This is a genomic window from Gimesia aquarii, from assembly GCF_007748175.1.
Classification (GTDB): domain Bacteria; phylum Planctomycetota; class Planctomycetia; order Planctomycetales; family Planctomycetaceae; genus Gimesia; species Gimesia aquarii_A.
Map to the genome: position 1 here is coordinate 6010796 of NZ_CP037422.1, position 25501 is coordinate 6036296.

17 protein-coding genes are annotated in these 25501 nt (G+C 43.7%); 7 read left to right on the top strand and 10 right to left on the bottom strand.

From position 1 onward, the window contains the following. Positions 1 to 216 precede the first annotated feature (216 nt). Positions 217 to 1371 carry a hypothetical protein gene (locus V202x_RS22790; RefSeq protein WP_145179131.1) on the top strand — a complete coding sequence of 385 codons (1155 nt, stop codon included), beginning with the start codon at positions 217 to 219 and terminating at the stop codon, positions 1369 to 1371. A gap of 21 nt (positions 1372 to 1392) precedes the next feature. Here the strand turns inward: V202x_RS22790 and cmk are convergent, their stop codons facing one another. After that, positions 1393 to 2055: a (d)CMP kinase gene (gene cmk, locus V202x_RS22795; RefSeq protein ID WP_145179132.1), complete on the bottom strand. Its 663-nt coding sequence runs from the start codon at positions 2053 to 2055 to the stop codon at positions 1393 to 1395. Positions 2056 to 2058: 3 nt separating this feature from the next. After that, entirely contained in the window at positions 2059 to 4956 is a 2898-nt protein-coding gene (locus V202x_RS22800) for a hypothetical protein (protein WP_145179133.1), read from the bottom strand. Positions 4957 to 5609: 653 nt separating this feature from the next. Here V202x_RS22800 and pilM point away from each other — a divergent pair. The 3 genes from pilM to V202x_RS22815 all read left to right on the top strand — a co-directional run bounded on the left by pilM (position 5610) and on the right by V202x_RS22815 (position 11799). Then, complete coding sequence (gene pilM / locus V202x_RS22805) at positions 5610 to 7745, top strand: type IV pilus assembly protein PilM (RefSeq protein ID WP_145179134.1); 2136 nt, start codon at positions 5610 to 5612, stop codon at positions 7743 to 7745. Positions 7746 to 7840: 95 nt separating this feature from the next. Next, complete coding sequence (locus V202x_RS22810) at positions 7841 to 9532, top strand: hypothetical protein (protein ID WP_145179135.1); 1692 nt, start codon at positions 7841 to 7843, stop codon at positions 9530 to 9532. An 83-nt stretch (positions 9533 to 9615) separates the two neighbouring features. Beyond that, positions 9616 to 11799, top strand: a complete 2184-nt coding sequence (locus tag V202x_RS22815; protein WP_145179136.1) for a hypothetical protein — start codon at positions 9616 to 9618, stop codon at positions 11797 to 11799. 146 nt (positions 11800 to 11945) lie between these two features. Here V202x_RS22815 and V202x_RS22820 read toward each other — a convergent pair whose 3' ends face one another. Next, complete coding sequence (locus V202x_RS22820; RefSeq protein ID WP_145179137.1) at positions 11946 to 13370, bottom strand: bifunctional folylpolyglutamate synthase/dihydrofolate synthase; 1425 nt, start codon at positions 13368 to 13370, stop codon at positions 11946 to 11948. Positions 13371 to 13572: 202 nt separating this feature from the next. On the opposite strand from V202x_RS22820, the gene V202x_RS22825 reads away from it, so the two are divergent. Beyond that, on the top strand, positions 13573 to 14061 hold the full coding sequence (locus tag V202x_RS22825; protein ID WP_145179138.1) for a DinB family protein: 489 nt from the start codon (positions 13573 to 13575) through the stop codon (positions 14059 to 14061). Positions 14062 to 14203: 142 nt separating this feature from the next. Further along, positions 14204 to 14530 (top strand): hypothetical protein, encoded by a 327-nt coding sequence (locus V202x_RS22830; RefSeq protein ID WP_145179139.1) that lies wholly within the window; start codon positions 14204 to 14206, stop codon positions 14528 to 14530. Positions 14531 to 14556: 26 nt separating this feature from the next. Here V202x_RS22830 and V202x_RS22835 read toward each other — a convergent pair whose 3' ends face one another. From V202x_RS22835 to V202x_RS22860, 6 genes are all read right to left on the bottom strand, one after another. Continuing rightward, positions 14557 to 15768 carry a CpaE family protein gene (locus V202x_RS22835; RefSeq protein ID WP_145179140.1) on the bottom strand — a complete coding sequence of 404 codons (1212 nt, stop codon included), beginning with the start codon at positions 15766 to 15768 and terminating at the stop codon, positions 14557 to 14559. A gap of 83 nt (positions 15769 to 15851) precedes the next feature. Continuing rightward, positions 15852 to 17633: a type II and III secretion system protein family protein gene (locus tag V202x_RS22840; protein ID WP_145179141.1), complete on the bottom strand. Its 1782-nt coding sequence runs from the start codon at positions 17631 to 17633 to the stop codon at positions 15852 to 15854. Positions 17634 to 17793: 160 nt separating this feature from the next. Next, a complete protein-coding gene (cpaB, locus tag V202x_RS22845) occupies positions 17794 to 18843 on the bottom strand; it encodes a Flp pilus assembly protein CpaB (protein WP_145179142.1) in 1050 nt (349 codons plus the stop codon). 307 nt (positions 18844 to 19150) lie between these two features. Beyond that, entirely contained in the window at positions 19151 to 19702 is a 552-nt protein-coding gene (locus V202x_RS22850) for a prepilin peptidase (RefSeq protein WP_145179143.1), read from the bottom strand. A gap of 553 nt (positions 19703 to 20255) precedes the next feature. Continuing rightward, complete coding sequence (locus V202x_RS22855) at positions 20256 to 20429, bottom strand: Flp family type IVb pilin (protein WP_144985973.1); 174 nt, start codon at positions 20427 to 20429, stop codon at positions 20256 to 20258. Positions 20430 to 21022: 593 nt separating this feature from the next. Beyond that, on the bottom strand, positions 21023 to 22471 hold the full coding sequence (locus V202x_RS22860) for a hypothetical protein (protein ID WP_145179144.1): 1449 nt from the start codon (positions 22469 to 22471) through the stop codon (positions 21023 to 21025). Positions 22472 to 22780: 309 nt separating this feature from the next. Here V202x_RS22860 and V202x_RS22865 point away from each other — a divergent pair, with 309 nt between their 5' ends. Further along, positions 22781 to 23695: a glycosyltransferase family 2 protein gene (locus V202x_RS22865; protein ID WP_232098645.1), complete on the top strand. Its 915-nt coding sequence runs from the start codon at positions 22781 to 22783 to the stop codon at positions 23693 to 23695. Between the two features lie 45 nt (positions 23696 to 23740). Here the strand turns inward: V202x_RS22865 and V202x_RS22870 are convergent, their stop codons facing one another. After that, the gene (locus V202x_RS22870; protein WP_145179145.1) at positions 23741 to 25474 is read right to left on the bottom strand and encodes a divalent metal cation transporter; all 1734 of its coding nucleotides are present in this window, start codon (positions 25472 to 25474) and stop codon (positions 23741 to 23743) included. Positions 25475 to 25501: the final 27 nt, after the last annotated feature.

Genomic DNA, 25501 nt, shown 5'->3' on the forward strand with positions numbered 1-25501 from the left:
TTATCAAGGATGCACGTCGTTCAAACGTGCATCCTTTTTGCATTCTGAAACCATTCACATGCAGTATTACCATTCATTTAGGTAAAACAGATCAGGTTTGTTTTATCCCTTCATCTCACGAAATAAAATGGCCGATACTTTTGAGAGAATAAAACAATCTAATTACGTATTTAGCGAACAAACGCTCCATCATCTCATTTCCAGGAGGGGGGAAACATGAGATTCTCGCTGATTATGATCGTCACGATTTCGTGTACTCTTACCAGTTCGGCAATTTATGCCGAAGAGGCGGTTCAACCACAAACCTTAGCAGATGTATTATCTCAAGGAGTCCTCGAACAAGATGCGGCACCAGCACCTCCTGTCTTGGATGACGATGATGATTCTACTCTTCCACCAGACTCGAAAACAGAACTGATTCATACGCCTAGCGGTGAACCAGCACTGAGCCAACCCGCGCACGGATATTGTTCTTCCTCTGTCTGCAACGATCAATCTTCTGTTTGTGACTGCCCAATATGCAATTGTAGCTCATGTTGTACAATATGTGATCGAATACCGTTATTGAATAAATTTCCCAGCGATCGCTGTTTTGATGACTTTATTATGCCGGTAAGTAATCCCGTTTGGGCGATTGATCCACGCTCGCTGACCTATGTACGCGGTGTTTTCATCAATCAAATGATTGACGCTCAGACCCCCGTGCTTGGAGCAGGGGACTTGCAAGTCTACGCTCTCCAAATCGGAATTGCCTTGAACGAACGACTCTCCTTTCTGGCAATCAAAGATGGGTATAATACTTTACAAACACGTGGTGTGGGAAATAGAACAGGCTGGTCAGACCTTGGACTTGGCCTGAAATATGTCTTTATCAGAGATGTAGAGAATCAATTTTTACTCTCTGGTGGACTGATTTATGAAACAACCAATGGAAGTACACGCGTGTTTCAAGGAAATGGTGATGGAGTATGGACACCCTATGTTTCTCTGGGTAAGCAAATTGGCAGTGGTCATGTCATCGCCTCAGCAGGCTATCATATTCCTGGTGACACGTCAGAAGAATCACAATCGATTTATTACAGTGTGCATTATGACCATCCCATTACCAATAAACTCTCGGCAATCGCAGAATTGAACGGAATTGTTTATACCAAAAGTGGTCAGGCTTTGCCGCTAAGTATTGAAGGGGGAGACTGGATCAATCTTGGTTCTTCCAGCGTAGCAGGAAATAATGTTGTGACGACCGCCTTTGGAGCCAACTACCGCGTTAATCGCTGCTTGTCTCTCGCAGGCGTTTGGGAATTCCCGCTTTCTAATCGAAAAGATCTTCTTGACAGCCGTACGACGATTACTTTGACGCTGACTTTCTAATCCAAAATCAATCGATTCGGTTTAGTGAGGTTTGGAACTCATTCGTGATCTGACAATTTGTTCCAATTGATCTAAAACCTCTTCAATTGTCAAAGTCGAAGTATTGAATTCCACCGCATCGTCGGCCGGTACTAACGGGGCGACGGTGCGTTGTTCATCACGTTGGTCGCGTTGATCAATTTGCTGCAATATCTCTGCAACCGACATGTTTTTCCCTTGAGTTCGAAGTTCTGCCTGTCTGCGTCGGGCTCGCTCTTGCGGATCGGCGATCAGAAAAAACTTGCAGAACGCTTCAGGAAAAACCACCGTTCCCTGATCTCGACCTTCGCTGACGATATCAATTCCTTCAGCTGCTTGACGCTGCAAACGTACCAGCTCTGTTCTCACTACCGGGTATTGTGCAATCAGAGAAGCAACTTCCGTCACTTCAGGGGTACGGATTGCCTCTGAAACATTCCGTCCATCAACCAGCACTTGGGCATCAGAAAATGAAATTTTAATTTGCTGGCTAATTACTTCAACCGCTTCCTCATCAGTTGGATCAACGTTTTGATCAAGCACACTCCAGGCAACACATCGATACATTGCCCCTGTATCAAGAAACTCGAAGCCTAAACGCTGCGATAAACCTCGTGCTGCAGTACTTTTCCCAGATCCTGCCGGACCATCTATCGTCACGATCATCAACTAGGATTGCTCCTCAAACTGGATTTCAATCTCAGCAATTTCATACTGAGACATTTCAATTAGAACAGCGTCGTCTTCAATCGGAAGTTCCACTATTGTTTTACCGTGAAAATCACGTTGTCTGGCGCTGACGGGTGATTTCCAACATCGCAATTTGACAGAACGATGTATCCCTTCGGTCTCAATCAAACGCACTGCAAAACCAGTCGATACACCAAACGTATGTTGCGAGGAACCTTCTTCGTGGTTTACCAGATCCAAAATTCGTGTTAGTTGTACATTACTGGCTGAAACATGAAATAACCAACCACTGTCTCCCATACGGGGAGGTCCAACCGGACTTGAAAATTGACCTGCGGGAACCATGACATTCTTGGCTGTTTGCATGGGAAAGCTCTGGTTGACAGCAATCGAGAATCTAAATTCGCGTTTGGTTTCTCCTTCAACAACCAACATACTATCCAGCATGCGAGGCCCTGTTTTACGATGAAATGGTAAACCATGATTGAGAATCGTTACCCGTTCTTCACCTTCTGCAATCTCAAAATAGTGAGGACTTTCAAACCGTTCTCCCTGAAATGCATGCGCACTCTCTAATAACGATCTTGTCAGAGAAGCCGTGCTATCTCCCCATGCAAATCGAGCTGCAAAATAATTGTCCCAGGGATTTCCATCCGGCATTGTCTGAATATCAAGCTCAATCTTCACATCAAGAATAGGCCGCCCGCGCCAAAGCTGGAAAATCTGACGAAATGTTGCCAGCGTGCTCTCACTCACCTGATCAAATATTTCACCAGTTGTGACAATTTCTCCCATGCCTGGACCATCGCATGTCAGCTCTACTTTCACTTCTCGTATCTCGGAATAAGGAGTTTTATTGTCCCAACTCCCTAAGGGGCCTGTTGTAGAAATATTTCGCTGGTAGGGAAATCGAAATGCTAATTGCTGGCTTAAACGATTCGGCTTGCGACCATATTCTTTAATTTGAGCAATGCCACCCGTCTCTTCGTGTATATGAACTTCAAAAAATTCATTTCTAAGCAAGAGTGGCTCCGCAATTGGCACATTCACTTTAGGATGCTCTGGCGGGGACTGGGCTGGCTGCAGCCAGACAAAACCCGCCCCCGGGATCTCAACAACGGCTTTCTTTTGTCGATCATCAAATTGTGTTGCTTTGACTGAATCACTTAGCTCTGGTGCATTAGGAAACTCAGATAGATCGACAACAACAGTCCGATTAAACGATAAGGAGTTCAACAATAAAACTCCATACTGTTGTTGTTCCGTGCCTTGAAGAATCACATCAGCCAACTTAGCTATGCCCGCTTCACAAAAACCTTTCAGCGACGTAACAGCGTTTTGAAGATGTTCTTCGCTCGCATCGGGATGGCCGCTTTCGATAGCTTGTTCTATTTTGAAAAGCGAGGCATCTTGTATCGTTTGTCCATAGATGGCTTTGGAAATTGTGTGAAACCAGAGCCCGGCAGTAAACTCATCATACCTTTGGAAATGATCAATAAAGCGGCTAAGAGGGTTGGGTATTCGCATCGCCACAAGTTGACTCAGGAAAGGCGATAAGTATTCCCGGGCATCATAAGAGGAATGTCGTCCCGATGACTCCGTGTTTTGAAAGAAATCATTCAACAGCACAAAGCTCCCCAACACGGGGGCATAATGATGGATGCGTTTAAAATCTTCAAAGAAGGGGGACTTTACATCAGGCCAATGAGCAAACATCAAAGCCCCGACCTGATCTTCTTCCATCGACTCCGCCATCCGCTGCGGAAATCGAAGATAACTGGCGGCACCTTCAGCAGACATGGGAATTCGAGAAAAGGCATCTAAGATCGTTCCATCTGCGCCTTCCCAGTGAATTTTACTTTGTTCATAATCGGGATAAACGCCATCATCTAATACGATATGCAAGGCAGAATGAAATCCAAATCGATGCAGTAACATAGGTAGGAGAGAGGCCAGGCCAAAACGCCGCCTGGCCCACGTCGTAGGTGCACGTCCTGTCCGCTCCTGAATTTTGTTCGTTCCCGATTGCAACTGCCAGATGACAGACTCAACTGGCACAACCGGAATGGCAATCTGCTCTTGGTCCCCTCCGATCACTTCCGTTTCCTGACTTTGACAGCTCCTTTTCAGGTGTGCTATTAAGTCAGGATCTTTTTCAGCGATGGTTTCAAGATCATCTGCGGTGATCAACAAATTTAAGGGCCGCTCAGCGGCGATGGACTGCTTGAGTGAATCGTCAACCGACTCCGGCGTCAACAGGCACAAGTCGAGCAAATAACAATCAATGGGATAAAAACGTTCCCGATTTTCCAGAAGGACTTCAAAACATCCTTTGAGATGCGCGCGGGCTGCTTCAATATCATTGGCTAACGCTGCATCAGCAGCGGCAATGGCCTCCCGCTGAATGGTTGCCTCATCTAAGCTACTAAAATGGTGCATACAGCGGGTTAATAATTCTAATTGAATATAACAGAGCCCCAATGCATAAAAATCAGCAACCAAATCATCCGACAAGACCTCATGAGCCGAATCTTCCTGTTCAGAGTTGAGTGGCTGAAGAGCTGCTTCTGCCATTTCATCTCGCTCAATCTTGCCACTGACAACAGTTGCGCCATTTGACTCAGCCTCTTCAATCCAACCGTAAGGCAGCCAATCTTCAGAAGTCTTGGGAATGAGCAGCAAACGATCTGTCAAAAACTGCGGAGGTTCATCGGAACGATGCCAACTGGGAATCACTCGTGATGAGGCCAAAAGTTCAGGATGCCAGGCCACCGCAAAAGCGTTGAGCAGGCTCTCTGCGTCTTTTTCATCCAGTTCCGTTGGAAAATCTTCAAGACTATGACAAGGGATCAATATTACAATATCATTGTATGTCATTATATTGCAATGCTTTACGAACGTTGTGTCATTCTGTTATTTTACAGGGAAAGCTCTCATTTTCGACGCTGACTACGATTAGCATAAGCAAACCGCCAATGATGATCCATAGAACCGTCTTCCACAGACTTGATAATTCACAAATGTATGATGAACTTATACTTAAATCAGCCCTATTTTAAACCTCGAACGATCAGCGACACGCCAAAATCGACTAAAATCTTTTTAGAGAATCCATCAGAAAAACGACAAAATCGTATTAAATGATAGGATTTGCGGGAACTATACTCAGTAAGCTCTCATCTAACAAAATGAAAGCATCATTACTAAAAGATATCTGCCTTAAGTTTGTTACTTCATTTTAGTTCCATTTAAGCAGTAAAATATACAGAGCATGTTTATTAATTTTCATGAAGTCGTTTTCAAACATCCTTTATTTCATTGACTTTAGACGAAATCCTGTGATAGCCTTATGTTAGGGAATTCTTTGCTCTCAAAAGTGATTCTCGAACCTTTCTTGACACGAAACTAATTTAGATGATTCTCATTTCGCACTTCTGAGCAATTTGATTCAGCAAGCGGAATTTCACCTCGTTATTGATTCTGGTAACCACTGAGACAAGCCGTTCCAGAAAGTAGGAGTAATCGGACACATGGCAGATAATCAAGCTGTTTGGGGCATTGAGATTGGACAAGCTGGTTTAAAAGCCATCCGTCTTCGCTATGCGGAAGCCGCCGATCAAGTGATTGCCGTTGCCTTCGATTATATTCCGCATCCTAAAATTCTTAGCCAACCAGATGCGGTTCCCGATGAATTGATTAGCCAGGCTTTGGAAACGTTTCTGTCTCGTAACGAAATTAAAGGGGATCTGATCGCAATCAGTGTTCCAGGGCAGGCCTCTTTGGCTCGGTTCATTCAATTACCACCGGTTCAATCGAATCGTGTTCCTGAAATTGTGAAATATGAAGCGAAACAACAAATCCCCTTTGCTCTCGAAGATGTCATCTGGGATTATCAGCCTCTGGGTGGAGGTGTAGAAGAAAGCGGCTACATGCTGGATGCCGAAGTCGGTATTTTTGCGATGAAACGCGATCAGGTCTTACAAACACTACAACCGTTTGTTGATCGAAAACTCGAAGTCGAGCTGATCCAAATTGCCCCACTGGGTCTTTACAACACTCTTTGTTATGACTCACTAGGCATGCGAGTTGGCCAGGACTACGAGGGGAATCCTGAAGAGTCTTCCATTGTGGTCGATATGGGTGCCGACAGTACCACACTGATGGTAACTAATGGCAGTAAGATCTGGATTCGTAACGTACCCATTGGTGGAAACCACTTTACGCGTGCCCTCACCAAAGAGATGAAACTCACATTTGCCAAAGCCGAGCATCTCAAATGCAATGCAACACGATCAGAAGACCCAAGAGCAGTGTTCCAAGCCTTGCGTCCTGTCTTTAACGATTATGTCGCGGAAATCCAAAGATCTATTGGATATTTTTCCAGTGTTAACCGTGATGCGAAAATTTCCAAAGTCTATGGGACAGGTAATGGATTTAAACTTGCTGGTTTACAAAAATTCTTACAACAAAACCTACAATACGAAGTGGAACGGCTTGATGACTTTCAGGCATTGGTTGGTGATGCGGTCCTTAACGAACCACTGTTCCAGGACAATATCCTGACGTTTACTGTTCCTTATGGAATTGCGTTGCAGGCCTTGCAACAGACATCTATTCGCACTTCACTACTACCACCTGAAATTGCAACAGCTCGTAAGATTCGGCGTAAAAAACCTTGGGCCGTTGTTACAGCCGCAGCCTTATTAGTGGGACTTTGTATTTCAGCAGTAGGGTATAGCAATGTTGCCAACTCAGTTAGCACCGAACGTTTTGGTAGTGCAGAAGGTAAAGTCAAAAATTTGACAACTCAAGTGAGCGGATATAAGTCTAGCTATGATAGCGCAGAAAGTGAATTTACTTCTCTCATTGAGACAGGGAACAAGCTTGTTTGGAACCTGGAAACAAGGGACGACTGGTTAGAGGTGTTCAAAGCCATAAATGAATGCCTTCCTCGCGACATTGGCGACGAACTTGATAATGAAAAAATTGAGCAAAGTAAGCGGATCAAGTTACCTGGAATTACAGTAAAGCATTATGCCGACTTGAATGAGTGGTTTGAGAAACTACCTAAGCAAGCGAAGTCAATTATGCTAAAAGAAGATCAGGATAAAGCACCTGAAGGAGAAGGCTTTGTCTTCACCTTACATGGTTTGCATTATCACCACGACGAATCAAAGCCAACGACCGATATTGGTGCTCTATATGTCCATGAAACGTTACTCAAAAACCTTCAATCGTGGACAGTGAAAAATCCAAATTCTCCCATGGTCGATGTACGCAAAATGGGTATTTCACATGCCATTATTCTTTCGGATGAACGAAGCCCGTTCGAATTTTATCCCAAAGGTCGTCCACGGGGAATGCAACCAGGTGGCGAAGGAGGAGCCTTTGCCCGCGGTGGATTTGGAGGCTTTGGGGCTCGTGGTGGAGTCGGAGGCGTCCTACCGGGAGAAGACGCCATAGGTATCCCCGGTGGTGGTTTGGGCGGCGTCGGACGACCGCGCCCTGGTAGAAATCGTGTTGAAAAAGAAGTCAAACCAATGCGAATTCACCAAACAAAATTCACATTAGAATTTGTCTGGAAACCGATTCCGGTACTTGAACGGCTGGAAACGCAACCAGAGTCCTCTTCAAGTGAAGGGGAAGAAACCGCAGAAGCAGGTTAATCAACGTTTTACTTTCAAATTAAATACTGTGATAAAGTGATCAAAATTACTGAATTTGAGTCAATAAATCTCTGCGGAGAATCGAGGACAAACTCATGGACAAACTAAAACCGATTCTTGCTCATAAATTCTGGATTATTCTGTTTATCGCACTGCTACTGCCTGTTATTGGTTGGAGCATGGCGACAGGTGGCCTTGCCAAAGAAATCGAAGAACGAAAAACGGCTATTGATAAAGCGTTTACCGACGCGCAAATCTCTCCGAATCCTCCTAATGAAACATGGTCAACCGCACTCAAACAAATCAACAAAGAAAAAGAGAATTACATTGGACAATCACATAAATATCTTTGGGACAAACAAAAGAGCTTGTTTGTATGGCCAACAAATATTGCTCCTTTGATGAAAGATACACCTTATCGTGGTGAGATATCTCGTGTACCACGAAACCTGTATCGTAGCGCTTACAAATTTGAAATTTTACGTGTACATAAGCTGGCAAATCCCTTTGACCTGAGAGAGGGGACCGGAACAGTCGATCTCTCTCCCAATGTAATTCCCCATGTTCCTTTAGACAAATGGAAAACGCTACCACCAACTCCAAAAGAAATGTGGGACGCCCAGGAAGATATCTGGCTCGTGACCTCCATTCTGAAAGCAATTGCAGATGTCAATAAAGGTGCGGCCAATATCAGTGAGTCTGCCGTTCGACAGATTTCTGTACTTGAATTGCGGGGGGGAACAGTTGGCGATGACGGCAGCGCCCCTGCTGGTGGTGATGGCATGGATCCAGGCATGAGTATGGAAGGAGATTTTGCAGGTGGTGGTGGACTATTTGGTGGCGGTGGCCCCCAACCTGGCATGGCAGGTGGCAAGGATGGAATGCAGAGTATCAGCGTTGACATGGATTTGAAAGAAATCTTTGGGAATGATGTTGATGGCTCTGCTGGAGGAGGGGACGAGTCAGGTGAGATGATGGAATCTGCAGATGCTATGGTTCCTGGAGGGCTCGGCGGTGGTTTTGGTGCAAGGGGTGCGCAAAACCTCAAACGGTACTATCATGAAGAAGAAGAGCTTCCTTATAAAACTCGTGCCTTCTATTTAAAAGTTGTCGTTCAATCAACAAAACTACCACATTTACTCGCAGAGCTGACAAAAATGCCTTGGCCCGTCGAAATTAAGCGTGTTCAAATCGCAGATATGTTTGATGATAATCTCAGCCCGCTTGGTCAAATGGGCGGTGGCATGGCTGGCCGTAGACCAGGTAGAGGCGGAGCTATGGCAGGTGGAGACGAATTTGATCTGGAAAGTAGTTTAGATGGAGGTTTAGGTCGTCCAGGCGCCGGCTTTGAAGCAGATGGACTCCCTGGAGCAGGACGTGATCAAGGGCTCGAAAACAAAAGCTTACTTGATGCCGCTCTCAATGACCCGGAACTAGCTGTTGTTACGATCGCAGGCCTGATGACACTCTACAAACCCTACACACCTCCAGAAGGAGACGTCGTTGCTCAATCAGAGGGAGGGGAAATGGATGCAAATCAGCAACCAGTGACTGGCGCAGAGCCACAACCTGCAGATTCTTCAACAACACCCCCTGTAGAAAACCCAGCAAACCCTGTTGAACTGACTGCTCCAGCAGAAAATTCAGAAAAGCAACCTGATGATTCGACTACTGGAGAACAACCAAAACAACCAACGGAGTCTACTCAGCCGCAACCAGCAGGCTCCGATTCTAATAATCCACAGCTACCAAAGACTGAACCCAAGTCAGAGGAAGCTGTAAAATAATAAAACCTGTTTACCTCAAAACTAAGTTTGACTAATTACAGTAAAAAACTTAACCAAACGGAGAAGGTCCCGTGAAAAACTTGATGTCCAATCTCAAAGGAATGAACTACAAAGAATTTGCAGTAAATCACGGTGAAAAAATTGTCCTGTGTTTTGTTGTGCTATTCATTGTATTTGCTGTCTTTACTTCAAAGTGGACAACAGAAAAACGCACTCCAGTTGAACTAAACCAAAAAGTAGATACTGCACAAACACTGGTCAAAAATAGTCAATGGCCGGAAGAAAAACGTAATGAATTTCTTAAAGAAGACGACTTGTTCGAAAATGTAAAAGATGTGATTGATAACGGAGTCGAGGTCTCCAAGTTTACATTTTCTACTCCAATCTCCTGGCAAATATATCGTAAAAAAGAAAAAGCTAAAGAAGTAGTCTGGCTCCCCGTCGAAGATTTGAAAGCTGATTACGGCCGTTTCATTATGATGATACGCCCTCCTGAACTTGCCATGGATGGAGAAGGCGACGGATCTGAAATTGAAGGATCGGAAACAACCAAGCCTGACGAACCAGAATACGATGAATTCAAACGACGTAGAACTGGCGCTGGTATGGCGGGTGCCGGAGATTCTGCTATGGCGGGTTTAACCTTTGGGAATATGTCAGCAATGGCAATGACTGAATCCGCGGAAATGATGGCTGCCGGTGGTGGTCTTGATCCTAGTTTTGCTTCTCCAGACAGTATGGAGTCGGCTTTTGCTGAAGACGGAATGATGGGAATGGGAGGCATGGCAGGCCCCGCGCGTGAAGGCCGTGGTTTGCGATATGTCGCCGTTCGAGGTGTGTTTGATCTCGCGACGCAGCAAGATAAGCTGGAGCGTTCCTTGGGTGATGCGTTCTCACTCCAGAATATGCAGGCAGGCAGGATTCTTGAGTTCCTTGATTTTGAATTGCAACGTAAAAAGGCAATTCCTGGTAACGATCCCTGGTCTGGCCCTTGGGAAAAAGTAGATATCGAAACTTCAATTGAAGTTTTAAAAGAAAGTGCCGACTTTGATCCGCCCGTTGTCAATACCAGCATCACTGATCGTGTCTTTACGATGCCACTTCCCAGTCGTATTGCCGGGTTCTGGTATAAAGTAGCGACTCATCCTCGGGTCGAAAATTTCACACTGAGTCAAGAAGAAATTGAACAAGAACTGGAAGTCAACCGACTTCTTCTGGAGCGCTACCAAAAGACTCATGCAGGTGAAAAAGTCTTCAAAGAAAAACAAAAGGGGTTTTCACAACTCCAGATTGGTATGCGGCAAATTCGCACTGACATCATGATGGGTGATGAATCTTCAGAAATGGATGCTGCTTTCAGGGGCATGGCTGCAAATATGATGGGTCCCCAAGCGTCTAGAGAACCTTTGGATGAAAAAAAGTTTGTCGAGAAATTGAGAACTAATGCCTCAGCAGCTGGACGTTTGCTTTTATTCCGTTACTTTGATTTTGATCTGAATCCTGGTGAAACTTATAAATATCGAGTGCGACTCGTTGTGAGAAATCCTAACTTCCAGCGTCCGATTGAAGAAGTAGTTCTCCCTTCTGTTGCTGAAGGAGAAACACGCACAACTCCCTGGAGCAATGACACGGCAGCCGTTACCGCGGAGCAGGACGTCTATTATTTTCTTCAAAATGTCAAACCTCCGCGTGGTGTCAATGGGACCACAGCCTACTTTGAAGTCTTCCAATGGTATCCCAAAACGGGAACAACCATTCATTCTACTCTCAAAACTGCCGTTGGTGAAGAAATCGGCGGCGAACAAATTACTGAACTCTATGATGTAGCAAAAGAAGAATTTGATGATAAAGCTGCTGTTGAATTTGATACACAAAACTATCTCGTCGATGCGATTCCATCACCAACAATCATTGCAGACGAACATCCAGATTTGAATTTGCCTGCGAAATTACGCGGACACCTGCCTGTCGACGCAGAAGCAATCATCGTTGATAGCTTTGGCAACCTAAAACCGTCTCTGACTCCTGAGGCGTCACCAACCTATGATAAAGCTAAAGCAAAGCTTGACCGGGAACGAAAAAGTCTTGCCTGGGTTAAAGAAGCAATGGAGGCACGAACGGCTGCACCGACAGATGGCTTTGATGCAGCAGGTTTCGAGGGCATCAGTGCCCTTGGTCTTGAAGGCATGGAGGGAGAGATGCTTGGCCCACCGAAAAAAGGAAAGAAAAGCAAACGTAGAAAAAATCCGATTCGAGTAGGGCCCTAACCTAATAATTCACTAATATAAAAGGGGCAGGGTAAGCTTCATTATCCTGCTCCTATTTTAATGCGCATTACACTCTTCTGAATTCGAATCTAAAACGAACTTACCAATTTCTAATCAAATTGCAGAGGTAATCTAATTCTTGCAAGTTAGCAAGATTCTGAAACGAGGATTTCATCAGTCGTCCCGAGAAGAAGCTCCCGCATTTCAGCAGCAATGAAAAAAGACCCCGTCACACAAGTTAAAGTATCAGGCGTCGAACATGCTTTTGCTCTTAACCAGGCATCGTCTGGGCTTGTAGTGACAATCATCTCAGCAGTATTTTTTGTTTCACATTGAATCGATTGCATTAACTCGAGTAATTCATCTACGAGAACACGCCGCGGGTTTGATAAATATTGAGTTAAAATGACTGTCTGGAAATGTGGTAACAGAGTGATCAGCATTTCTTTGATGTCTTTATCTCGCGAAGCGGCAAAAATCAATAAACGATTCTGGTATCCAAAACTTTCCTCGAGTGTTTTGATTAGTGCCTGAATCGAAGCATCATTGTGAGCAGTGTCAACAATCACAGGAGGGCTTTTTTGAACAACTTCAATTCGCGCGGGCCATTTGACAGAAGCCATACCTGCACGCATTTGTTGAAGCTCAATCGGAGTTTCCTGATGTCGAAGATAATCTAATATCGTTACCGCCAGTGCAGCATTGGCCGCTTGATGTGTTCCCAAAAGATTTACTGGCATTTCATCAATCACAGACCAGGGAGTTTTGACCTGAATTTTTTGAGTTGGAATCTGTTCTTGGGTTTTCCTGAGTCCAGGCACATGTAACTGATTCTCTGTTTCACAACGCAGTTCCCAAAAATAATCCCGGTTCAGTAGATACAATGGTACTTGTTTCTCAGCACAGACTTCTTCTAAAACCTCGATGGCCTCTGGTTGGGTAACTCCGCTAAAAACAGGAACTCCTGGCTTGATGATCCCCGCTTTTTCACGTGTAATCTTCGCAATCGTATTTCCTAAAAGAGCCATGTGGTCATAGCTGATATTTGTGATTACACAAACAAGCGGTTCACAGACATTAGTCGAATCCAAACGACCTCCCAGTCCTACTTCCATTACTGCAAAATTGACTTGCTGCTGATTAAAATGCATCCAGGCCAAAGCAGTTGTTAACTCAAAAAAAGTAGGGCTTGATGTATCCTGATCGTATTTGACCTGTGCAGCAATTTCACTCACAATGTCAATCAGTTGCTCAGGTTGGATCTGATGACCATCAATGAGAATTCGTTCTTCATATTTTGTCACATGCGGTGAAGTAAACAAACCTGTTTGATATCCTGCAGCAGAAAGCATGTCCGCGATCATCACTGAAGTGGAGCCTTTTCCTTTTGTACCTGCCACATGAATAGCAGGCACTTCGGATTGAGGATTACCTAAAATCCGCAAAAGCTCTTGCATGCGTTCCAATTTAAAATCTTTGGTAGAATACTTACTACTCCCCATTCGTTCATAATTGAGACGACCAAAGAGGTAATCCAGACTTTGTTGATACTGTTCTGCCGAGACTCCCATGTCAGGCAGTTCCTTCTATATAATTGTCAATAAAATATATTGAGGTTGATTAAGTGTTGACCTTGATACGCTAACAGGAACGCCAATAAATATCACACTATTATAGCTAAGCACTTTTCTGATGTAGACTGTGAGATATACAATCAAACTGAGAAATTTACAACTGTCAAATTCAGTTAGAACTTTAAGGTAAACAAGTAAAATGAGTGATTACATTGCTACAATACAGCAACTTTTAGAATTTAATCGAAATATGACATTAAAATTATTGGAAGAAATATCACAATTAGACGATCCACTTAGTGCTTTGATATACCAGCCAGGCCCCCAAAGAGCACATATCGCCTGGCAGATAATGCATATTGCTATTACAGAAGAATTATTTGCAACGAACCGTCTAAGAAAAACGACATCTCATTTGTCGTCCTGGTTCCCTCAATTTCAAAAGGGGAGTGTTGCTGATCAGAACATTCCCTCTATGAATGAAATACGAGATATTCTTGCCAAATCACGTCAAAATTTGCTTGAAACACTCTTAACAATTCATGAATCAGATTTAGACCAAATTCCGGAAGGACTTAAAGAGCGAGGCTGGACAAATCGTCTGGCATTGCAAGTCATTTGCTGGCATGAGGCCCATCATCAAGGACAAGCCCATCTATTGCTAAATTCATGGAAGGCGGGGCACTGACTCCTTGGTCACAATCAAATCCCTCTTGACATTTTTGAGGCATCGTTGAAAATTATGCTTTAGTGGCGATATGCAAATCGCATCCTCTGATGTGCAGCCTGATCTTGGTAGCTTGCAAAACGTGGTTAAAGGATCAGTCATTATGAGTTCGATCAACCCGAGTGCGTCTAATTTACAAAGTTCTTTTGCTGGCGCACAGAAAAGCGAGGCGAATGTAGATAAGCAGAAAGCAGAAGCTGCTCAACAAAACATGTCTATCGACAAGAAAGCGATGACCGAACATCAACTACAGGACGTTGGTAATGCCGACAAATCAGGCGACCGTGATGCCGATGGTCGTATGCCATTCGGATTTGATGGCGAAGAGGAGCAGACTAAGTCTCAGGACTCCAAATCTGAAGAAAATCATTCTGTAAGAGCCCCAGATGCTGAGGGAGAACTCGGTACACAGCTTGATTTGGATGCTTAATTCTTTAGGTTACTGACTCACAGTTTCTATTTTGAGTTATTTAAAAAACCAAAGAGACTTTTTTTCTTTTTCGCTGTTGAGTCTTCATCAACAGCAGAAACATCGCCTCCAATACTAACTGCTAAATCCATAATCGTCCTGGTCAACTTCGCTTTGGGCGACTGTAAGGCAAGAGGAACCCCATTGTTTCTTGATTCAACCATTGTGGCGTAATCATTTGGTATCTGACAAAAGATATCACGACCAATGGTTTCCAGCGCTTTACCGATACTGATTTGTGTGTCTTCCAATCCCAAACGATTCATTACAACTTTGATTTTGTCTGAAAGATGTTCGTTCATATCAAAAAATTGTGACAAACGCACCACATTTCGCAAGCATGGCAAATCCAACTGAGCCGTCAATAAGACCGTATCAGAGAGTTCCATCGCTGCCATATCAAGGCTGTTATATGATTTGCTGATATCGATCACCAGATGCGTAAACGTGGCTCTTAAAAGTGCAATAATACGCTTTAACACTTCGGTGGTGATTTGCATCGACTGATCCATTTGTACTGGTCGAGGCAATAAAAATGCACCGCAATCATGTTTAGTTAAAGATCGCTTCAATAATGAATAATCCAGCCTGGCAATATTTTCAGCAACATCCTGAATGGTGTAATCGGGAATAATATCCAACCAGACATCAGTATCACCCAATGCTAAATCAAGATCGATTACCGCCACGCTATTTCTCTCATTGCTTGCCAGACAACAGGCCAGGTTGATGGCAAGAGATGTACAGCCAACACCTCCACTCACTCCCGCTACCGTGATCACTTGACTTGAGCGGGGCGCACTCTGCTCACCCTCGGATTTCCCAGAGGTAAGCTGTATCCGATTGAGGGCAGAGAGAAAATCTTCCAAGACCAAAGGGAAACCTAAAAATTCTTTGGCACCATTACGCATTGCCTTTAAGATCAAGCTGCCTTCTTGCGAACTACTCACCACGATGACATTACAAGATGGTAAATCTCGCGTGACTTGAGCAATGAGATTGAGTGCCATCTCAGGATTCGCATCCAACGATATCAAAGCAATGTCTGGCTGAGTCTGTGAAACAACATCCGAAAAAAATTCGTAACGGCTACACTCTGCTTCAAGCCAAACCATATCAACGCCAATCAGCATATTTTTCAGCTCATTGCGTGTTGTCTCGTTAGGATCGATTATGGATAATCGAACAACTCCACTCATTTCATGATCACTTATTCTTAAGGTTACGTACTCATAAGTAACTTTTACGGTTATCGAGTCAGATCATACTTTTATAATAGTTCCTATTTACTTCCGGGACCGATTAAACCAGGACGCTTATTGGAAGGCGGACTGCTCAAGCTGCTGGGAGCTTTTTTCGGATTCGAATTTGATGTATTTTGCTTTGCTTTCCATTTACCAGCTGATGAGTTATTAAGAGTTGGTACCTTTGAACTGGCAGGAGCTTTCGGTGCAGCTCGTTTCAATTTTTGTTGTTGCTGTAAATTTTTAATATTTTCTGGTGACAGAGTTGATTTCTTAATCACTTCAGATTGAACCGAAGGTGCTGCCGGTACAGGTGGTACTTGTGAAGCAGATGCAGGAGGTAATACATGGTCTGAAGAATACATCATTGATTCAGGACTGATTGGTCCAGGCACAGAATAACGGCATTCAGGACAATCATCACCATAATTTGGTACTTCAAGCACTCCATCCAGGTACAGCTCTCGATCCGTGGGTGTCGCTGTAAATAAACCAGGACCTCCCGGAGGCACCTGTCCCGATTTTAGTGGCGAGACCAACTCCGGTGTTACCATAATGACCAACTCCGTCTCGCCTTCATTATATCTCACTCTGCGGAAGGCTGCTCCTATCACAGGAAGCTCACCCAAAAAAGGAGTCTTCGAAGTTTCAGCTGTTCTTCGACTGGAAATTAACCCGGCAATCACCATCGTTTCCCCGAAATTCATTTCCACTGCTGTATTCGCTCTGCGAACTGTTAAACCAGGTACTGTTGTTCCAGCGACCTGAACCGCATTAGAAAAGTCTCGTTCACTGACTTCCGGCTGTACTTCCAATCGTAAACGACCGTTGCCGAGAACAATGGGAACCGCCTCCATTCGAACACCAAACTCGCGCCACTCAATCGTGACAGTACCCAAACTTTGTGGTACCAGAATTGGAAATTCACCACCAGAAAGTAAGTTAGCGGGACGACCACTGGTCGTTACTAATTCAGGTTCCGCCAGAATCTTAAGTAATGCTTCCTGTTTTAATGCTTCAATAAACGCCTGGAAGATGCTTGAGCTGTCTACCAGTCCAAACCCCAGTGAAGTTCCACTGAGCAAATTCTGTGAAGCAGTCAGTGCAGGGGGGCCACCAAAGGGAACTGTAATTCCTGTAATTGGAACAAGAGAGCCAGGCGTACTATAAACATAGGACGATTGGTTTAAAAATAACCAGTTCACACCCAACTGTCGTATCTTCGAGCGTTGGACTTCCATTATCTTGACTTTGAGCAAAACCTGCTGTACTCCAGCCAGTTTCATCTGGTTCAACACACCATTGGGAAAGAACTGTTCTGCGATTTCGACCATCTCAGTAATGGCCTCTGGTTCGGTAACCCAGCCACGCAAAACAACAGAGTCTTGTACTTTGATCGCAGTGACAGAAGAACTGGGAAACAGTTCACGGAGATAGGCCTGTAAATGCCGAGCGTCTCCACTGACAAAAGTCTCAACAGAAAAGACTTTTTTGTTTTCATCAGTGATGACCAGAGTTGTAACCCCCGGTATGATGGCTTGAACCCGAATTTCATTCGGAGTTAAAGCAGTCACCCCCAGCACAGTCGGATCAAATCCGTCGACGCGTTTGATTTTGCCTGGAAACTTAAGAATCTTGGAGAATTTCTCTGTAATCTCCAGCTTCATTTTGGGGGCAGTGACTTGAACAATTGGTTCGCTTGCTCCGGGAACCGCGGTTTGTTCTTTCTGCGAGTATCCCTTTACAGTGGTAACACCACATACCAATAATACAATTAAAGGTAGTCTAATCATTCTTAATTGTTTTTTTAAGGCCAGCATCCGTGCCCCTTACTTTTTAAACAGTTGAGCCATCTAAACCAGGTGAAACCCAGACTTCGAATCACTCTTTGAAATAATCCAATTCCCAATCGGGATACTCTTTACTTGGCCCAGAAATCATTATCCCCTGTATCTGATCAAAAGGCTGGGAATAATCAAACTAATTTATTTTTTCATTTTGTTTCTTAGTAAATACTTCCCACAAGCCTTTCAAAGCTGCGGTTTTATCTTCCAGTTCTTCTTCCAGAAGTTCAACTTCTTGAATTGTTTTTTGTTCTCCTGAAAAGATTTCGACTTGCCACATTTTTTTGGCTTCTTCTAACTCTGCCTCGACTTCTGCCCCCACAGATGTCATCTCCTGTGGTTGTTGCTCTTCGTCTAAAAACTGTTTGGCTGAAGTTGTTTTGTCAGATTTTTGTGCCAGTTCTTTTGAAGAGTCTTCTTCGTTTGTATCACCTTTTGTTTCGTTTGGATCCGTGTACTCACCACCTTCAATCGAAAATACTTCGGCTAAATCATCTTCATTAAACTGAATATCCTCTGTATCCGACGTGTCAGATTGTGCTCTCAATGCGAGATGAACTTCCCCTTTCCGCTCAGCCATTTTCAGGATCGCACCTTCTTTGGGTGACAGTAATATCGAAATATTTTTTGACTTTACTTGATTGCTATCAGCTCCACCAACATCAGTAAGATGATCCGTTGCGAAGATCTTGACACGTTCCAGAATCACTTTCGTAATTGTGGTTAAGCCTCCCTCTGGTTTACGCGCTGAAAAAGTTACATAAACATCAACAAAGTCACCTGGAAGTATTAAACCACTGTGTGTTTTGGTCATATCAACCGATGTTGTAAAAACTCGTTTTCCAACTGGAATTTCTACAGATGCTCCACGCGCTCCCTGCTCACTGAGCTTTGCCTTCATCACGATTTCACCAGGAACCGCTCGGGTTTTGATGGAACGATCTTTATAATCCTCCAATTTTGTAACAGAGCCTTCTGGTATCTGATCAATTGGCCATGACTTAAACTTTACATTCGACTCATTCAAAGGAGTACCAGGAGCAATTTCAGCAATTGTCACCAAAACATTTGCAGTCTCAACTTCTTGCTTCTGATCATCTCGATTGAGCACCTGTCTTACACCTAACATCGCAACCAATCCACAACCGACTGCGACGACCAACATCATCAATGACTTTATTTTCATGTCTGTCACCCATCAAAGAGAAACAAATCAAGTGACTCCCGTAACTAGAACAGACTCGATACTGATTCGTGTCTATTTCTGAAGTGTCAAACTTGATTTGATCCTGCTTTCACAGGTTAACAGAAAGAAAACTCTGTCATCATTCTCAATATCGGCACTTCGAGAGTACTTGCTTCAATTTATAACGATTTTATCGTTTGAAATAATAATCCTGGTTAAGTAGCCTTGCCCGAAGGCTTTCACCCAAAACACACACTCAACACAAACTATCTATTTTAACTTTTGATACCTGATCTAAATGCCAACTTTAAAGTAAGCCGGCATAAAAGAAGTAAGCAATTGAACCAATGCAAATTGGAATTCCGTAGGGAAGGAGAAACATCGTCGGCTTTCGCTCTTTTGCAATTCGTGATAATTCACGTGGATTTTTAACAGAACGCCATTCGTCGAGAATCACCATGGCCTGTGCCAAGTGCGTATAAAATTTCTTGCGATAGAGCACCATAGCAATGGCCATGATTGCCCCTACAATTGTTGTGACACAAAATGCATAGAATGTGATTTTCACACCTAACCAGGCTCCTATACCTGCCATCAATTTAACGTCACCAGCTCCCATTCCTCCAACGCTGTATAAAGGAAGTAGGGTAGCCAGACCAACAAGCATCCCGAGTAATCCCCAACCAAGACCGGCCAATCCACCCGTCCAAGTCATATAGACCAAACCAGAAAGCACCATTGGATATGTGATCCAGTTTGGAACTCGAAGTTCTTTTCCATCAATGTAAGCTGCATAGATCAAAACGATGGATACAAATTTTACGTGCCAATTCTCTAGAAGTAACTGTTGCCAATCCATCAATATGGCCTTTCTTATTAGTCTTATTGAAATACTTTTTTCGTATTTCGTTGGGGATGTTTATGTCATTCAAATTCACAAATCAGGACTGTTGCCACTTGATGAAAGCGCTCAAATCCCCTGATATTGGTCATTTAACTTTTGTATTCTTATTATTAATTTAGGTCACAGGCAGAGCGGTGAGGTGATTATCTTGAAAAATATTGCTGTTTTTTCACAACCAGATTAAAGCACACCGGTTGCCAGCAATACTGTCGTCTCCTTGTCCCGACCAGTTAGCAACGGCTGCACATCAGAAGGGAGGTGAACCAAACAATTACTGGAACGATCAGCAGGATTAACTCCATAACCGCTCCCACCTGGGGATCTATGAAGTAAGGAAACATGCTGCTTTCTCCTCGGGTTAAAGACTTATTTTTTTGTTATTCACTAAATCAAATTGTTTGAAAACAAAGATTCGCGTTTTGAGAATCTGATACGCAATAAAACGCTCAGCCGAAAAGTTCGACTGAGCGATTCACTCGTACTCGCGTTGTAATACGATTGACTGCTATTAGGTCAACGCATCACGAACTTGTTCGAACTTCGCGTTAGCGTTTGTTCCGACAGCCTGAATTGCTGTTAAACAAACAATCACAATCAGAGCAAGCATCACAGCGTATTCAACAGCTGTAGGACCATCTTCTGAAACCAGGAAATTCTTGATGCTCTTTGTCAGATTCTTCATTGTTGTTGCTCTCTTTCTTTCCAATTGGAGTCGATTCATGAACCACATTCACCGACACTAAACAACTAAGTTATGAGAAATATGAGATTTCTCACAACTCACCCGAAACAATTGCTTCTCTGAGTCACATCCTCAGGTGAAGCATCCCAATATGCCCCCTCTTTTGAAGAGCAAAATCTCTACACTCAAAAACTGAACTGCAGAAATGGTATTGGACTATTCATAAATTACAATTTATCGAAAAACTAATTCCGAAATGATGTCACTCAATTTGTTCTCACTGATTGGCCCGTTGAGTTACAGATCAAAGTGTCAACACTCAAAAGTAGGTCACAGGAAATAACAGTCAAGCAGTGAACCAAAAGATTTTTTTGAAAAAACAAAGGTCTTTCAAAAGAAACATTAAAGCGGCCGTAAGGTCTATCTAATCAAACAATTAGAACGATGATGACAAAAAACAACGGCATATTTTTTTTGTGGGGCAGAGAAAACTGAGTCTGATTTCGTTCAGAATTTCGAAATCTGACCAGGCCCAACCAGTGAAAGAGGGGTATTCACGTAATGCTTCATGTAGAATTATTGTTGTTTGACCATTATCTAAGCCGCTCCCATTCCTGAAGCTTTTGTTCCATTCTCTGGCGGTCCAGTTCATCAGGTGTTGTACTCTCAATTGCCCGTTTGATAATCGCAATCGCCTCTGCATGTTGCCCCTGGTTGTGATAGCTATTAGCTAACTGGATCTGGACAACCGGTATTTGAGGTACTTGCTGTGCAGTATATTGCCACAATGAGAGGCCATCTTTCCAGACAGAGAGATATTGTTCAGTCTGCAGGTTGTACCTGGTAAGCAATGGCAATACCAATCCACCAAAAACTGCAGGAACCAGATAACCAGAAACCGGTTTCCCATTTCGCAAAGGTACAATTACCTGTAGTCGCATTTTCTCCAATAAATTCATAATGGCACTAAAAACGAGAGCAAAGAAAGGAATACAGGGCAGGTATAAATAACGATCATTCATCAACGTCGTAATGGGAAATAAATTGAGAACAGGTAACAGAAGTAAGAGAAAAGTAACACCTGCAAATGGAATTAATGGCTGATGTTTCCCCATTCGAACAAACACCCAAGCAGCAACCAGCCAGCAAAATAGTGAGATCATAATTTCCCAGCCGATTCCCGATACAGGTGGATCATAAAGGACAGATCTCGTTTCAGGCCATAATAACATTTGCACATATTTTGACATGATCACAGTATCAACACCGAGAAGTTCGACTTTGCTCATACCAAAGTGATCGCGCACTCCACCGAGTTCGCTAGTTTGAGCCAACATGGTGATCATCAGCAATAAAAGGGCACAACAGCCCGGAAAAATCTGTCGTTTAACAGCTTCGCGAAATGGCACTTTCGCCACCAGGAAGTCATAACAGAATACGATCGCAGGTACCACAACTGCTAATGCTTTTGAAAGCAACGCACAAATAAAGAAAATAAATCCACAAGTATTCTGCTCCAGAGTTCTCTGCTTTCTAAGCCAATACCAAAGTGAAGCCAGTATAAAAGCCCCCGAAAGTAATCCTTTACGGGACGAAATCCAGACGACAGTCTCCACCTGGACGGGGTGAATCGCAAATGCGGCAGCAGTCGCCCAGCCAATGAAACGATTTCGGGTAAAACGAGTGACCAATAGAAAAACGAGAATAGTGTTGATGACATGCAATAAAATATTCGTGAGATGATACCCACCGGCCCAAAGTCCATAGAGACTATGATCAATCAAAAACGAAAAGATGGTTAATGGGGCATAATTTCGGGTGACAACCTGAGTTGCGATCTTTTGTAAATTTTCAGGATGCCAACTCTTTGCGAGGGGATTGTGAATGACATACCAGGGGTCATCCCAGTTTACAAAATCAAAACTGGTTGCCATGCCAAAACAAATCAAAACAACGAATGCCAAAGAAAAGATGGGCACTTTCTGGCTTTTCATTGCCTGAAATAGTTGCCAGGGAGGTTCTTGTTGTACTTGTTTCACCATATTTATAATCCCGTTCACGACAGGGATTAATAGAACATCTCCCTGGTTACCTTTAACATAGGTCTCACTCAGTTCACTGTCGAAATTTCAGGAAAAATGATGATTAATTGAAACATCAACCAGGGTAGAAAACCTGATAACCGGCACAATCGATTCAACAGAACCAAGTATCCATTGGTACCTCGTTTATAAGCTTTGCTGTTCGAATCAGATAATCCATCACCAAATCTATAAGCTAGATTTCAATGATAATGTGCGCCTATTGCCATTAGATCGAGTCTTTGAGTTGCAACAGCGAGGGAGATTATCATGCCAATACACACTTCATTAATGAGTCCAAGTATTAAACAATTAGAACCTGCTGTTGCTCCTGACTGTGCCGAGGTGATGACACAAATCCGAAGTATGGAGCCACTGCTTGAAGAAATTGAGCGAAATTGCATTCCACAAGGTAAAACAATCATCGTTATGCCCGCATTTAATGCAGCTTCCACCTTGAGCAAAACATTAACAGATCTTCCTACAGGTATCGTAGACGAAATCATCCTTGTTGATGATGGTAGTACCGACAACACGGTTGAACTCGCTTTGAGTCATGGCTTAACAGTCATCAAACATAAAGAAAATCGTGGCTACGGTGGAAACCAGAAAACCTGCTACCAATATGCACTTGAGCATGGCGCCGAGTATGTCGTCATGCTTCATCCCGACTACCAATATGACAGTCGTGTGGTTGGTGTCGCCATTCAGCTTTTGAAATTAGGGATTTGCGATGTGGTGCTTGGCTCACGAATTCGTACACGGCGAGAAGCGCTTGCAGGTGGCATGCCGGCCTGGAAATATCTTGCCAATCGTCTTTTGACTATTACAGAGAATGTGGCACTTGGTCAAAATGTAGGTGATTTTCATAGCGGATTTCGTGCTTACCGGAAAGAGGTCCTGGAAACAATTCCCTTTGAACATAACTCAGACGACTTTGTGTTTGACAGTCAGTTTTTAGCACAAGCGGTTCACTTTAACTTCCGCATTGGTGACATTCCCGTACCAGTCCGCTACTTTCCCGAAGCCTCGAGCATCAACTTCCGACGCTGTGTTAAATACGGGCTGGGAACTCTGGCTGTACTGACGCGATTCTGGGCGCAACGCTTAAGAATTCGTCCCTCAAGAATTTTCTTCAGTAAACAAATTGATTCAGACTCAGAAAACCGCATCCAATTACAATAATCCTGCTTTTCAGGATCAAAACCTCAAATAGTGGAAACGGTAGCATTAAGTATCTTGGACAGTCGAGGTACTTAATGAAGGCTTCCGTATAAAGTGGACAAGAATTGCCAATCCAATGAACGCTCCAAATGCACAGAATCCAGCAATGGGATAGTCAGAGGACTTGATACTCCAGAGAGATCCAAGTGCCGCTAACAGTGTTGAGATCCCCATCGCCAAGTTCCAGCCAATTCGTTTACCTCCCTGGGGAAGATGCTCACCCAAAATTTGAGGGGAATTCATCATAAAAAAGAATGTAGCATACGCGATCGGCAATAAAACAAATCCAAACATGGATGTGGGCACTGCTAACCAGGCTCTGGCATCACCCGTCCAGAAAAAAGAACCAACGGCTCCTGTAATTGCGGGCATATAGCAGCCAACACGATGGAGTGTTCCCTTGGATTCAACTCCCAGCATTTCACAAAAGACGAATCCATTGATTAGCATCAAAATGATAATCGTCGAAATGGCCATTGCCACAACTCCTAAACCAAAAATTAACTGAGAGGCCGTTTTACCTGCCAAAGGGGCAAGAGCTGCTGCTAACTGAAACACATCCCGTTTGATCAGCATGGCTGCCAAGGTTCGCTCAGCGAGAGGAATTTCAGATCGTTTCTGCTGTAACGCCGACGGATCCTCTTTTAATTGATTCCAAACTTCAGGTGACAGTTCTTTTTCCAGTCTTTCATCTAATAGTTTGTGATACTTTTTCAATAGACCTGGATCTGCCTGAACGATCTGACCTTCTGCATTTTTCTCGCCCAATAATCCGGCAGCCGGCTTAGCATGAAACTGCGAGGCTGCTGCAATCACAACACAGCTGGTCGCCAGCAAGAATGGAATAAACAAACCTGTCGACAAATCAAATGCGGCCAACCCGCGGAAATCTTTGTCCCAACCTTTGGCACGCATGGAGTAGGGAAGCAAAAACGTCATATTAATGCCAACCGCAGTTGCAGCCGCTGTAATCATCACTTTTTGTTGATCGCCAATAATCAGTTTTTTCCAATATTCGGCATAAGTTCCAGCTTGTGAAAGTACGTCAGCAAATTCAGGAGAAGGGTTTGTTAACAGGCTGAAATTAGGAATATAACCTGCCAAAATTTTTCTCCACTCCAGATCATCTGTGGCGAAACTCATTTTCAACACAACACCTATGAAACAGAGGACGACAATACCGACCATAATTTTTAGAATTACCTCAAATAACTTGATTCCCCATCCGCCAGAATCATAAAACCAAATCACAATGCCTGAAAGTACAAATAGCACAGCGACAGCGAGCATTTTTCCAGTATCATTGTCGGCAAAAATCTCGGGTGCCAGATTTTGCTGTAACGCAGCAGAACCTAACGCAAACTGTGGCATACACCAGACTAAGTTCGCCATCAAGGTGGCGATTGCCCAACCCCAACCCAGAACAGGGCTGATGTGATTGTTAATCGCAGCGAACGGACGTTCTTTAGTCGATAAAGCAACATAACCAATTGCGCTTAGCATAATCACGCCCATGATCATCGCCAGTGGTTGTAACCACATCAGGTGATAACCAGACAAAATGCCAAGATACAAGCCCCCCGCCAGAGAACCACTGCCGAGTGTAATCGCACTTTGCAACCAACCTGGTCCAGAGAGGATGGTATAAGCTTTGAGCTTGGCACCAACGCCTTTTTGCTTCGCATCCAGAATTAACTGGCGGTCTTGTTCAATCCGTGAATTTGCTTGTTCGTCTGTCATTGCAAACTCTTGCTATACCAATATTTA